Origin of the sequence: Paenibacillus rhizoplanae (assembly GCF_042684125.1) — a bacterium.
GTDB classification, from domain to species: domain Bacteria; phylum Bacillota; class Bacilli; order Paenibacillales; family Paenibacillaceae; genus Paenibacillus_AQ; species Paenibacillus_AQ rhizoplanae.
The window spans coordinates 48345-61895 of record NZ_JBHUKY010000035.1; the positions used below are offsets into that span (position 1 = coordinate 48345).

Below are 13551 nucleotides of genomic sequence, written 5' to 3' on the forward strand. Positions count from 1 at the left end.
AGGAAAATGGCCAAAGACAGTCATTGCAGATGCAGGCTACGGCAGCGAAGAAAACTACGCCTATCTGGAAAAGAAAGAGATACAGGCGGTGGTGAAGTACAGCAGCTACCACAAGGAAAAGACTAAAGCCTGGAAAGCGAATGTTGGTAAAATCGAAAACTGGACATACGATACAGCTGGGGATCACTGGACGTGCCCAGCTGGGAACAGGCTGCATTTCCACAGGGAAAGCAAGGAGACCCTAGAGAGTGGCTATGACATTCGCAGACGGCATTACCGAAGCAGCTCCTGTGAAGGCTGCCCCCTAAAGGAGCGTTGCACGAAAGCGGCAGGAAATCGGGAGGTGGTCGTCAGCCTGGAACGGCTGCGATACCAGAAACAGGCGCGCGAAATTCTACGGAGTGAAGAAGGTTACACCTTGGCCGTACGCCGAATGACGGAGCCGGAAAGTGTATTCGGACAACTGAAGAACAACCGGGGGTTCCGGCGATTTCTGCTTCGCGGCATGGAGAAAGTGACGCTTGAGGTCGGGTGGCTTTCCCTTGCACATAATCTGCTGAAGCAAGCCGCCAATGACCAAAAACGCAGAGCAGCGATCCTCCAATAACGGGAGAATCGCTGCTCTGCTCACTTTTTGTAGCATTAAGAATGAAGAGAACTCTCTTCCGCCGTAGAAAATCTACTTTTGGGACAGCCCCTTTTTTAAGTTGCATCGAGAAAACCAGGGGTGAACAAGAAGTTCCCCCTTGGCTAATCGTTCTAACTTTCCTGCTTGTCCTGCTTATTGTCCTGCTTGTTCTGGTTATTATCCTGCTTGTCCTGTCTATTCTGGTTGTCTTGCTTATCCGGTCTATCCTGCTTGTTCTGATTCGCCTGCTTGTTTGACCGGTTGTCTTTGTGTTCTCTGTTCTGCTTGGCATTATTCGGCTGGCCTTGCTGGCCTCTGCCTTGGAACTCTTTATGGTTCTTCTTGCCTTGGCCTTCTTTGTTGCGGTGATTCCGGCTCTGATGCTCACGCACCGGTCTGTCCTTGGTTGCACGCTCCCGGCCTGTACCCGCTTGCGGCTCCCGGAGTTCTTTTACACTTACCGCCGGTTCATCCTCCTGCTCCAGATCATCGTCTACCCCGGGCTCTGGTACTTCCTTAATCAGAATATCCTTGAAGGTTCCCTCCTGCGGGGACTCCTTCAGCTTATGCAGCACAAAGTACGCACAGCCAAAATTACAGTATTCGTTAATATAATCCACCATACCTGAGATGGCTGTATCCCGGTTCACCTTGGGGTGATTATCCCGGTAAAAGCCTTTGAGGCGCAATTGGCTGTAGCCCCAGTCACCGATTATATAATCGTACCGTTCCAGCACTTCGCTGTATCTTCCGCGAAAAGCCTCCGGGTTCCAGCCGTCCTTATGATCGAGCATCAGCTCGTAACCTTTTCCACCTATAACGATCAAGCGTGTGTCGCCTGCCTTTCAATAATATCTGGGGGGGCGTTGATAAGCCGTCATTGCGCGGGATTTTGAATTTCCGGCCGCTGTTGTGGTCTGATTTCCTCTTTTTAACCGCTAGGCGGTTGAAATCAGACCACAAAGGCGTACGCTCCCGCTCCTACAATTTCAAAATCCCTCTCCATGACTCCATCAACGCGAAGGGGGTGCAACCGCCAACCCAAGAACCTCGCCGCTCTTGCGGCATTGGTTCTTTCAGCCTTCAACCCCTTTTAAAACCTAAAACCTTAAACCTTAAACCTTAAAAGCAAAAAACTGCCTGTGACTTCGTCATGCGGGGAATTTGCATAGCAAATTCTAACAAAAAGCCAAGCGACAAGCGACTTCGAAAGGTGATCTACGAAGTACGGCGTTACCGTTATTTATGCCTGTGAAACGGCACGCGCTTCACGGGCCACCGCAGCAGACTTCACCTGCTCATGGGCACGATAAGAGCTGCGCACCAGCGGGCCGGCCTCCACATGGCTGAAGCCGCGCTTCAGGCCCTCTTCCTTCAGCACCGCGAACTCCTCGGGCGGATAGTACTTCTCCACGTTCAGATGCTTCGGCGAAGGCTGAAGATATTGTCCTAATGTCAATATATCACAATCTACGGCTCTAAGGTCATCCATCGCTTGCAGAATCTCATCCCATTGCTCACCGACGCCAAGCATAATGCTCGATTTGGTCGGAATCTCCGGCTTCATCTCCTTGGCCCGGCGCAGCAGCTCCAGGGAACGGCGGTATTTGGCTCTGGCCCGGACACGGTCAGACATCCGCTCCACGGTCTCGATATTGTGATTCAGGATATCCGGATGGCTGTTCATCACGGTCTCCAGGCTCTCGCGGTCTCCCAGGAAATCAGGAATCAGCACCTCAACGCTGCACAGAGGAAGGCGCTTACGGATCGCAGACACGGTCTCGGCAAAAATCGCCGCACCCCCATCCTTCAGATCATCGCGGGCCACGCTCGTAACCACACAATGCTTAAGCTGCATGCCCTCGGCAGCCTCTGCCACACGTTCCGGCTCCAGCAGGTCCAGCTCAGTCGGCAGGCCTGTATTCACCGCACAGAAACGGCAAGCGCGCGTACAGATGTCCCCCAGAATCATGAAGGTCGCCGTGCGGTTAGCCCAGCATTCATAAATATTCGGGCAGCGTGCTTCCTCGCATACGGTATGTAACGTCTTCGAGCGCATCATACCCTTGATTTCCTGATAATCCTCACCGGTGGTTAACTTGATTTTGATCCAGTCTGGCTTGGGCTGTTTGGCTGTTCGATTAGTCAAAGTGATGAGACCCCGCTTTCGATCTGAATGTCAATGTCAATTTATTTCACAGTCAAAAGTTGCTGCCTCATATTATAGCATGTGAAGTAGGCGTTTGCCTGTTTTTGTGAACCTTGGAGTGGTCATGGATAAAAAAAGTCCTTTTGCTTCAATCTAAAGAAAAGCACCTGGCCCAGGTGCCGCTTCCGCAAACCTAAATGCAATTCATGCGTCCAAACGCAGGAGGATGAGATCATGCTGGCCTTATTAAAGAGTCCCTACACCCGCAGAACCTTGATGTGCATGTCTGCCGCCGCCCTGCTCTGGAGCGGTAGTCCTGCCGAAAGTACCCAAGCTGCCCGTTATCATAAAATTCCCGAACTCAGCTCGGGCAGTCCTGCTCCCGCAGACAGCAAAGAGACTGCCGCCGCTGACCGCAAGCAGCTCTTTGAGCAGATGGGTGCTGCAACCGGCATTCCCTGGTACCGCTTCGCTGCCATTGATCAGTACGAACGGTCCATCGCCAGGAAGAGCAAAAAAACAGCCGCCGCAGAAAGCCCTACTGCAGCGGCCAAGCCACGGCTGACCGGAATTATGATACCGGCGCCGGTATGGTCCGGTCCGCTGAACCCGGATCAGGACGACAAGCAGCCGGATTCGATCCGCTTCTTCGGCGGCTTCGGGCTGGACGGCTCGGGGGACGGCATCGCCGATCCCGGCAATGATGCTGATATACTCTACAGCATGGCCCGCCACCTGCTCAAGTACGGGGATTCCGCAACGGACTTCAATATCGGGGTCTGGGAGTACTATCACAACGGGCGGGCCGCCCAGCGCGTCTCCCAGTTCGCCAAGCTATATGAGCATTTTGGACGGCTGGACCTGTCCGGCAGCGCATTTCCGCTACCGATAGGGACCAATTATGCCTACCGCAGCACGTGGGGAACCGGCCGGAGCTGGGGCGGCGCGCGCATTCACGAAGGCACGGATCTGTTCGCGCCGCATGGCTTAACGGTGCGCAGCACCTGCTTCGGCATAGTCGAGACCAAGGGCTGGAACCGCTACGGCGGTTGGCGCATCGGTATCCGCGATATCGAGAACCGCTACCATTATTATGCCCACCTGATGGGGTATGAGAAAACCCTGCTGCGCGGGGATATTGTCACTCCGGGACAGACCATCGGCTGGGTAGGCAGCTCCGGCTACGGCAGCCCGGGTACACAGGGCAAGTTCCCGCCCCACCTGCATTACGGCATCTACCGTGACCGCGGCATTACGGAATGGGCCTTCGATCCTTACCCGCTGCTCAAGCAATGGGAGAATCAGGAATTCCGCCTGCTCCGACAAAGCAAAAAGAAAAAGTAACACCTGCATGATGCGCACCCAAATTCTGTTTCGCTTTTGCCCGGAACAGAGGTTACAGGTTAGTGCAGCATCAGACAGCCAAACGGCTCGATGTCGACTAGAATTTTGCTTGAACTGCGGAGGGTGAGTCCGCTTAACAGCTCGGTCAGCACATTTTTGTCAGAACGGAAGCTGGTTAGCTCCAGATGGTAGCGGTTGGGGGAGTTGTTGATAATCAGCCCCATTCTATCCTGCTCACTGCGCCGGACATAGCCCAGGACCCCACGCGTCTCATCTGTGAACCAGGGGCGGAAGGCCCCTCTGCGCAGCACCTCATGCTCTGTTCTCAGCGAGATCAACCGCTTATACCAGTCCAGTAATCCGGTATGCTGATTCTGCTCCTGCCAGAGCATCGGCCGCCGGCAGTCCGGGTCCGTGGCACCTTCCATTCCAACCTCATCCCCGTAATAAATCATTGGCAGGCCTATATAGGTCATCTGGAAAAAGACAGCCAGCTTCATCCGGCTCATCGCCGTAGCTTCCCGGTCCCAGCCCCGGCCCCCCTCCTTGCAGGCGGTCAGGAAACGCAGCGTATCGTGACTGCCCAGCAGCTGGAACATCGCCGAATTGGCCTGATCATTGTACAAGGCCTCCTGATGCAGCAGCTGCTCCATGAACCGGGCCGGACCCGCCGACTGCGCTGCAAAAAACTCCAGCATCGCATCCCGCAGCAGGTAATTCATGCCGCCGTCGAACTGATCTCCCCGCAGCCAGGGCCCGGAAGCATGCATAATCTCGCCGATCAGCAGCAGGTCCGGGAATTCCGCCTTCAGCTCCCGCCGCAGTCTGGTCCAGAAGGCCGGAGTCACCTCGTTGGCCACATCCAGCCTCCAGCCGTCGATCCCCGCTTCCCGCACCCAATACCTGGCTACATCTATCATGTAATCCGCTACCTCGGGATGGTCCATATTCAGCTTCGGCATACTGGCCTCCGCCTTGGCGAAGGTCTCGTAGTCAGGAGCCGGCGCCCCGCCGACCGGGAAGGAGTGGATGAAGAACCAGTCCTTGTAGCGCGAGGCCTCCCCGTGCTCCAGTACATCCCGGAAGGCAAAAAAAGTATCACCGGAATGGTTAAAGACCGCATCCAGCAGAACCTTCATCCCCAGCCGGTGAGCAGTCCCGACAAGCGTCTTCAGATCGTCAAGCGTCCCGAATCCAGGGTCTACTTTATAGTAATCGGAAGTATTGTACTTATGCCCGGAAGGCGATTCAAAGATAGGTGTCATATAAATAGCACTCACGCCAAGCTGCTGCAAGTATGTAAGCTTGTCTGTGATGCCTTGAAGCGTCCCCTGATGGTAGCTCTCAGGGTAAATCTCATAGACTACCGCATCTGAACTCCAGGCAGGCAGTGCGATGGCCTGCGGACGGTGAATATAGGCATATTGAAAGGCACCCGCCTGCTCCCTGTTCTCCGAAATTCCACGTTCCCCGTACCATGTGTATCCGCCTGCGGGATTCCCAATGTGGAACAGATACCGGCATTTGCCTGTCTCGGCCGGGACCAGAGCTTCATGTATGTCATACGCTCCGGCACAGCCGATCCGCTCCATCTCCTGCGGAAGCTCATGGCCAGGTGAATCATAACGGTCAGCGTGGACAACCGTGCAGGACAAGTTCTGTCCGCTCTGCACGAATAGTCTGAGTTTGAGCAGGCGGGGGCCTGCCGGGAAGGCGAAGGGGTCTTCCGCTGTGTGATATACGAATAACCGGGTAAGCATACTGTATAGTCTCCTTTTATGCCGCGTAGAGCAGCTTGAGCAACTGTGTTATTATGACAGGTAGAACAAAGTTCGCCATTAAGGCGTAACACACCGTAAGGACGGGAGGGAAAGCTATGAAAGTTACTATTAAGGATATCGCCCAGGCAGCGGGTGTCGCCAAATCCACTGTATCCAAGGTGATGAACGACTCTCCCAAAATATCCGCAGAAACAAAGGCCCGGGTCCGGGACATCATCAAGCAGATGAACTATACTCCGAGCAGCATCGCCACCGGACTTGCCAGACAGAGCAGTAATACGATAGCTATCCTGATTGATATGTCCAAGGAAAGCGAGTTTCTCAATCAGTTCTTCTATAACATTATCGGCGGGGTGGAGAGCATCATTGGCCCTCTGAAATATGAGCTGACCATTGCCAATATCCAGCATGACCATGCTGAAGGGCATTTTCTGCAGAGGCTGGTGCTTAATAAGCGGGTGGACGGTATTATTGCCAACACCTCGGTGCTGACTCCTGATCTGTGTGCGGAGCTGAACCGGCTTCAGTTCCCCTATATCTCCATCGGTGAAATCAATGCTCCGGGAATCTGGGTCGATTGCGACAATGAGCTGGGCGGATTCATGCTGACCCGGCATCTGCTGGACCAGGGCTACCCGTCTGTGGCCTTCATTGGCGGCGAAAAGGATGAGCCGCTCTTCCTGCGCCGTGCAGCCGGCTACCAGCGGGCACTGGAGGAGGCCGGAATGGTTGTGCAGAGCGAATGGATCATCCATGGCCGGGCGGTTGAGGAAGATGGCTATCAGGCGGCTAAGCAGCTGCTACAGAGTACTAATCCTCCCAGCTCCATCGTGTGCATGAGCAACTTCGCTGCTTACGGCGTGCTGCAGGCAGCCCGTGAATTGAATATCTCCATTCCTTCGCAGCTGGGCATTGCCACATTCGATGAATATCCCTTGTCCCCCTACACCACCCCTCCGCTGACTTCACTTGATATGGATACCTTCCAGCTCGGTGCATCCGCAGGACGGCTATTGATGGACAGGTTGGATAACAAAGCGGCGGTCATAAGCGGTCAACTGCTGGAGCCGGAGTTAATTCCCCGGTTATCTTCCAAGCGAAGCGGCAGTGTTACTGCGGAATAACCAATGGAATAACTAACGGAATCATGAAATAACGGAATAGCAGAATAGCGGGAGGAAGGTAATCATTCCTTTTTTGGGGAAACCGGTTTCCTTGAGTTGAAAATACCACGCCCCCTCCTCAATGTCAACGTCAAATCATAGAGTAAGCGTATAAGCAAAGAACCCTTTCCAGCTCTGGAAGGGTTCTTTGCTTATACGGAATCGCCCGAGCGGCGGATAAACCGGAGCACTTCATCCATCATAGCGGGACTCTCCCCGCTGTGACAGACCATATGTCCGCTTCGCTCCATAATCAGCACCTGTCTGCGTTCAGAAGGAATGGTCTGCTGGAGATAGTCAGCACTTTTGAACTTCACCAGATGATCCCGCCTGCCCTGTACAATCAAGGTCGGCACCTCCAGCTGCGGATAAACCTCGAAGCTCTCACGGACCAACCGCTGGAACTCCCGAGTGGCCTTCATGGGTGTAGAACCCCATTTGCTGAGATAATTCCGGAGCATCTCCGGGCGGACCAGTGTGCGCAGAATCTCGGCCAGGTTGAGCGGATACACCGGGGTAGACAACAAGGTGAGCGACTGAATTCTGGAAGAATACTGAACAGACAGCCGCGACGCAATCAGGGCTCCGGTAGAGAAGCCGATCAGATGTACTTTTCCGGAGCTTGAGAATAGCTGCTTCAGTTCCTCCTCGGCGCTTAGCTGCCAGTCCCCCCGGCTTGAATGGAGCAGTTCCCTTCTGCTGCCCCCGTGTCCATGCAAGGTAAACATTCTGGACCTATAGCCGTTCGCCTCCAGAAACTGAGCAAGCGGAGAAATCTCGTATTCGCCTCCGGTGAAGCCGTGTATAAACAGACAGCTCTCCATGCTTCCTCCTCCCAATCTTCTAATTCATCCATTTATAGAAAAATAAACCTTAACCACGCTGAAGTCAAGTTGCAATGGCTTCGGTGTTCTTTTAGCGACGGGACCGTCCAATTTCAAAGTCTATTCTCTCAAAGCTCAGCACGGAGGTGCCGCCGATACTGCCGCTGATCCGCGACAGATACAAGGTCCGGCCACTGCCCGCTGGATTACTGATGCGGACTGAAATGACTGCCGAGAGAAGCGACAGCACGATCGTTACCGAATTCGAGGCATTCGCCGAGAATAATACGGCTGCATGCGATGCGCTGATCTCTGGCGGGGCGCTGATATCCGGTGCACGGAAGGTGTTGGTCATTTCCACATAGACCGGCTGGTCATTGTCATTGATTATAGGTGTTAACCTGCTCGGTATACAGCGGCTGGTTATTCTGGTTAAAGACAGTCTCATTCGGCATATGCTCACTCCTTCTGTCGGTCTAGCATATTTTCATAGTATTCAAAGCTGTCCGGCAGGTTGTTTGGCGGCTGCGTATTTTTGCAGAGTAAACCCAGTCATTCTCTTAAAAGCTCCATATCCTAATATCACACCATTCGAATGGTCCTGCCCACCTAAGTGCTTCTCCCTCTATTAACCCGGCAGCTATACATGCTTAAGGACCCAGACGACGGTTTGGGTCTTTTCATGAGCAGGCTGACGGCAAAAATTGCCCACAGAAAGGATGACTCCATTTGCCAAATTTCAGTTCATTTCAGGCGAATCCGGATAATTTGCGCACACTTATTTTTGGCCGGGACCCCTCGACCCTGATCGACCGGCCGCTAACTACGGATGCCAGCGGGAACCTGACCACCGTCATTTTAAACGGCACCATCTCTAGCGTGCTTGGCGCAACCATCACTGCTGGTACTCTATCATCTGCTGGTACAGTGACCAACCTCTTAGACGGTACCATTACTAGCGTGCTTGGTGCGACTATCACTGCTGGTACTCTATCATCTGCTGGTACAGTGACCAACCTCTTAGACGGTACCATTACTAGCGTGCTTGGCGCGACTATCACTGCCGGTACTCTATCATCTGCTGGTACAGTGACCAACCTCTTAGACGGTACGATTACTAGCGTGCTTGGTGCGACTATCACTGCTGGTACTCTATCATCTGCTGGTACAGTGACCAACCTCTTAGACGGTACGATTACTAGTGTGCTTGGCGCGACTATCACTGCTGGTACTCTGAGCAGCGTAACGTCTATTTCCCAGCGCAGCTTCATTGAGCTGCCTACAACGGCAATTGCAACCTCGGATACCTATACGCCGCTGCCGGCCAACAATACCAGTGTCCTTGGCACCTATTCCTACTTCATTGTGAATACCGGAGCCAATCCGGTGAATACACGGGTCGAGATTAGTGCAGACGGAACCAACTATTTCGTCGATACGACCGGAGACAATCCGCTGCCAGCAGGTTCTGTAGACGTTATTGTGCCTGCCCGGTTCCTGAAATACACCCGCCTCTCCTATCAATCTGCCACGCCGGGTGCGGCTTCTACGCTTAATGTTATTTTTGATGCACAAGGAACGTAAGCATAATTTCCGTCATACGATGCAGGAGCCAAGAGTGCATGGATACCCATGTACTCTTGGCTGTGCGTTATTCCGCATCTACATAAGACGGCAGCAACGCATGTACATTCTTATTTTTGCAGAATACCCGGAGGAATTAAGGCCCGCGAAGGAGGAACGATCTTGAATCCATCTGCCAAACCTACACTCGGCGTACAGCTCATTGTCAACAATGAAGCCGAGCTGCTCCCCCGTTGTCTAGCCAGCCTGCAGGGCGCCGATGAAATCATCGTTGTCGATACCGGCTCAACCGACCCGTCTGTGGAGATCGCCCGCAGGTATGGGGCAACGGTCATTGAGACCCACTGGAATAACCATTTCTCAGAAGCACGCAATACCGGTCTCTCTCATGCATCTAGCAGCTGGATATTGGTCCTGGATGCGGATGAAGTCCTTCAGACCTCCATAGAGTCAATCAAGGAGATTCTCAGGGGCAGCACAGCTGAAGCCTACACGGTGCGTATAGAGAACCTGCTGGGAAGCAGGCCCGAGGATCGTCTGTATCATAGTCCCGTGCGGCTGTTTCGCGGTGGGCAGGGCTATCTTTTCAGCGGAAGAATTCATGAAAGTGTAGAGTCCTCTATTCTCATAAAACATGGGTCCGCCGCCATCGAGGCCAGTCCAATAGAGATTCTTCACTTCGGCTACCTGCCCCCGGTCATGAGCGCCAAGCATAAAATCAGCCGCAACGAGCAGCTGCTGCGTCTTACGCTTGCAGAAGAGCCTGACGATGTATTCGCCCGTTATAATTTGGCGGTCACCTGCTGTCAGGATGGAAGGCTGGAAGAAGCCAGAGAACTGCTGCTCCAGTCACTTACCCTTGCTCCGCTTCAAGCCTCTTACCGTCCCTCGATCATTCGCGATCTGTGCAAAATCGATCTGGCCGCCGGTCATGTAAAAGCGGTCGACAGCCTGCTGACCCGCGAGCTGACACGTTATGGAGATTATCCTGACCTGCATTACATGCAGGGCCAGTCCTGGGAGAGCCAAGGACTATATGATCCCGCCGTCCAGTCTTACCAGCATGCCATAGATACCATGTCTGCCCCAGCTCCGCGCAGAGCATACGTCACCGAACAGGGCATGGACAGCTTCCGCCCGCTGCACCGGATGGGGGCCATCTTCCAGCAGCTAGGGAAGCAGAAGGAGGCCGCGCAGCTGTTCCATCGTGCGCTTCAGCAGCACTCCCTGTATCTCCCCGCTCTGGAGGGGATTGCTTCTGCTTTTCAGGAGCTGGAGGTGCCGGAGGGAGAGATTGCCGCACTGTTGATACAGCTGACCGGTACAGCGCAGCGTGCTGCGAGAACCGCAATTATCGGAACTTTATATCGGCTGGGTGCTTATAAGGCAATTGCAGAGCTGCCGCCTGCGGTCTGCCCGCTGGAAGAGGACACCTTGCTGTTCCTGCTGTCTTCCTGGATCATTACCGGAAAATATCATACGTTCAGAAAGACTGCCGCCAAGCTGCGGGCTAACCCCACCCAGCTGTCACCCGAAGGCCTAAATGCGGAGACTATACAGCAGCTCTGCCTGCTTGAGGCCATTTTAACCTGGGAGCTAGGCGGGAAGCTGCAGGAGGAGCTGTGGCTGCAATCCCCTGCGGAAGTGCGTTCCGCAGTGCTTGAGATCGACAGGGAATTGTCTCTCGATTCCACTGAGCCGCAGGCAGAATTCGCTCCCTCCGGGGACTCCCCGCTGCTGGCCGAGGTGATAAGGCTCGCTGTGAAGCACCAGTTCATCGCGCTGGGCAAGCGGCTGGTTGGACGGTTTCCGGCACACACAAGCACTCTGGCAGAGGCGCTCTATGAGGAAGGCTGGCGTGCAGAGGCGGGGGAACTATTCATTGGCCTTGCAGGCAGCAAGGAGGCTTCAGGGGCAACCCTGCGGTATCTCGGAGAACTTCTGATAGATAAAGGGCATTATGCAGAGGCTGCCGGCTGGTACCGGCTTGCTCTGGGGGAATCTCCTGCAGACGATGCAGTTAGCACCGGACTGGCGCTCTGTTATCTGCATCTGGCGGAGCAGCGTCTCGCAGAAGCTGTAGAACGTCTCCAGGGGAAGGGGCAGCAGCCTCATGGTCCGCTTCAGGAGGACAGGGCAGCGGTTGCCCAATCCATCGCGGTGCTGCGCTGCACACCCTGGCATACGAAGTGGAATTACACTCAGCGGCAGAGAGGAGTTGATCTGAGCTTATGACTACGAAACCACACCAACCGCTGATTTCCTTGTGTATGATCGTCAAAAATGAAGCCGACAACCTCGCCCGCTGTCTGCGTAGTGTACGCGGAGCTGTGGATGAAATCATCATTGTGGACACCGGCTCCACCGACGCCACCTGTTCCATTGCCCGCAGCTTCGGTGCCCGGATTATTGATTACCCGTGGAACGGGGATTTTGCCGCCGCACGCAATGCCGGTCTGGCCCTGGCGCAGGGCACCTGGATTCTGGTGCTGGATGCAGACGAGGAGCTGGAGCCGGGGAGCCGGGATGAGCTGCTGGTGTGCGCGAAGCATACGGAGTATGAGGCTTTTTTTGTGCGGATTCATAATCATCAGGGAACGGAGCGCGCTTCGCAGACGCTTACGGTTAACCCGATCCTCCGAATGTTCAAGAACCGCCCGAATTATCGCTTCAGCGGCATTATTCATGAGCAGATTGCGGCTGTCATTGTGCAGGAGACCCCGGAGGCCGCGATGCATATGGGCACCGTCATTGTCCATCACTACGGCTATGCCGACGGGGTCGTGGAGCGGAAAGATAAAATCAGCCGTAATCTCGGATTGCTGAAGCAGCAGCTGGAGCAAAGTCCTGGAGATGCTTTTCAGCATTTCAATCTGGCAGTTGAATATATGCGGCTTAACGATTACGGGCAGGCGCTGGAGCATATCGGCACCTCGCTGAAGCTGGCCGAGCCGGGTACCAGCTATGTTCACCTGCTCTATAAATACAAAGTACGCTGCCTGGCGGTAACCGGTGATTACCCGGGTGCGTTGGAGGCCTGCGGGCAGGGAAGCACGCTTTTCCCGGATTATCCCGATCTCCACCACCTCAAGGGTGCGTTATTGCTACAGGTGTCGGCCTTAGCCGAAGCCAAGACCGCGCTGTGCCGGACACTGGAGATCGGAGCCTCGCCTCCCCTCTACCATACGGAATCCGGGTTAGGCACCTATCTCACCCACACGTTGCTGGGGCAGGTCTGCCAGCAGATCGGCGAAGCGCATGAAGCGGCAGCCTGCTTCACCAGGGCAGCCCAGCTCCAGCCGGACCCCTGGCCGCTGATCCCCCGGCTCACGCGCCTGTTCAAATGCACGGGCCGCGAGCCCGAGCTCCACGGCTGGCTGGCCGGGCAGCTGCCCGGCATCCTGACGGAGCAGCGCCAGGAACTACTGCGCCTGCTGGTAAGGGATGGCTGTTACACAGCGGCGGCTGATGTGCTTGGGGCTGGGGTAGGGGCGATAGAGATGGATGGTGTGGTGCAAGATTCGGGTAAGATGGATGGTACGGCGCAGAGTAAGGGTGAGATCGATAGCGTGATGCGAGATGCGGCGGCGCCGGGTACGGGTGAGATGGATAGTGTGTTGCAAGATGCGGGAGCGTTGGGTGCGGCGGTGCGGGGTGAGGGTAAGATCGATGCTGTGATGCAAGGTGCGGGAGCGGTAGATGATGCAGAGCCGGAAGTGTCGCCTACTGCTGATTTGTTGGAGCTGTTGCAACGGGCGGAAGCGGCTTCCGCAGCTGAGCTGAGCTACGATGATATCACCGGGCTGCTTAACCATCCTACAGTTGTCCCGGCGGACCGGAACACAGCACTCCCCTTATCTGCTATTGCTGCGGCTGTGCAGCCCTGGATTCTTTTGGCTGACAAGGTTCTGGCTGTGCTCGTAACTTCGGCCATGTATTCACCGGCGGCTGCGGCTGCGCGCATCACTCTTCCGCTCCCCAGATCGACCGATTAGTACATCATCAGATGATCGGAGTGGCGATAGGCTTAATTGTATTTGGTACAACTAAAACGCCTGATTGATCACCAATTTCCCGT

Annotated in this window: 11 protein-coding genes; 6 read left to right on the plus strand and 5 right to left on the minus strand. The window is 54.8% G+C overall.

Features of this window, described 5'->3' with window-relative positions; all coding sequences use genetic code 11:
* The coding region (locus ACFSX3_RS21595; protein WP_379313244.1) for a transposase at nucleotides 1–607 on the plus strand (607 nt) is incomplete at its 5' end.
* Nucleotides 608–759: 152 nt separating this feature from the next.
* On the opposite strand, the gene ACFSX3_RS21600 is transcribed toward ACFSX3_RS21595, so the two are convergent.
* Complete coding sequence (locus tag ACFSX3_RS21600) at nucleotides 760–1455, minus strand: YutD family protein (RefSeq protein WP_209993191.1); 696 nt, start codon at nucleotides 1453–1455, stop codon at nucleotides 760–762.
* Between the two features lie 416 nt (nucleotides 1456–1871).
* A complete protein-coding gene (gene lipA, locus ACFSX3_RS21605; protein ID WP_209993192.1) occupies nucleotides 1872–2777 on the minus strand; it encodes a lipoyl synthase in 906 nt (301 codons plus the stop codon).
* A 234-nt stretch (nucleotides 2778–3011) separates the two neighbouring features.
* Here lipA and ACFSX3_RS21610 point away from each other — a divergent pair, with 234 nt between their 5' ends.
* Nucleotides 3012–4121: a M23 family metallopeptidase gene (locus tag ACFSX3_RS21610; RefSeq protein ID WP_209993193.1), complete on the plus strand. Its 1110-nt coding sequence runs from the start codon at nucleotides 3012–3014 to the stop codon at nucleotides 4119–4121.
* Between the two features lie 59 nt (nucleotides 4122–4180).
* Here ACFSX3_RS21610 and ACFSX3_RS21615 read toward each other — a convergent pair whose 3' ends face one another.
* On the minus strand, nucleotides 4181–5881 hold the full coding sequence (locus ACFSX3_RS21615; protein ID WP_209993194.1) for an alpha amylase N-terminal ig-like domain-containing protein: 1701 nt from the start codon (nucleotides 5879–5881) through the stop codon (nucleotides 4181–4183).
* 116 nt (nucleotides 5882–5997) lie between these two features.
* Here ACFSX3_RS21615 and ACFSX3_RS21620 point away from each other — a divergent pair, with 116 nt between their 5' ends.
* The gene (locus tag ACFSX3_RS21620; RefSeq protein WP_209993195.1) at nucleotides 5998–7026 is read left to right on the plus strand and encodes a LacI family DNA-binding transcriptional regulator; all 1029 of its coding nucleotides are present in this window, start codon (nucleotides 5998–6000) and stop codon (nucleotides 7024–7026) included.
* A gap of 191 nt (nucleotides 7027–7217) precedes the next feature.
* Here ACFSX3_RS21620 and ACFSX3_RS21625 read toward each other — a convergent pair whose 3' ends face one another.
* Entirely contained in the window at nucleotides 7218–7889 is a 672-nt protein-coding gene (locus ACFSX3_RS21625; RefSeq protein WP_209993196.1) for an alpha/beta hydrolase, read from the minus strand.
* A gap of 91 nt (nucleotides 7890–7980) precedes the next feature.
* Nucleotides 7981–8337, minus strand: coding sequence for a hypothetical protein (locus tag ACFSX3_RS21630; protein WP_209993197.1), 357 nt, complete (start codon nucleotides 8335–8337; stop codon nucleotides 7981–7983).
* A 281-nt stretch (nucleotides 8338–8618) separates the two neighbouring features.
* Here ACFSX3_RS21630 and ACFSX3_RS21635 point away from each other — a divergent pair, with 281 nt between their 5' ends.
* From ACFSX3_RS21635 to ACFSX3_RS21645, 3 genes are all read left to right on the plus strand, one after another.
* Nucleotides 8619–9473, plus strand: coding sequence for a DUF6385 domain-containing protein (locus ACFSX3_RS21635; RefSeq protein ID WP_209993198.1), 855 nt, complete (start codon nucleotides 8619–8621; stop codon nucleotides 9471–9473).
* Between the two features lie 162 nt (nucleotides 9474–9635).
* The gene (locus tag ACFSX3_RS21640; RefSeq protein ID WP_209993199.1) at nucleotides 9636–11708 is read left to right on the plus strand and encodes a glycosyltransferase; all 2073 of its coding nucleotides are present in this window, start codon (nucleotides 9636–9638) and stop codon (nucleotides 11706–11708) included.
* The gene (locus tag ACFSX3_RS21645) at nucleotides 11705–13468 is read left to right on the plus strand and encodes a tetratricopeptide repeat-containing glycosyltransferase family 2 protein (protein ID WP_209993200.1); all 1764 of its coding nucleotides are present in this window, start codon (nucleotides 11705–11707) and stop codon (nucleotides 13466–13468) included. The genes ACFSX3_RS21640 and ACFSX3_RS21645 overlap by 4 nt, the downstream gene beginning before the upstream one ends.
* The last annotated feature ends 83 nt before the right edge of the window (nucleotides 13469–13551 follow it).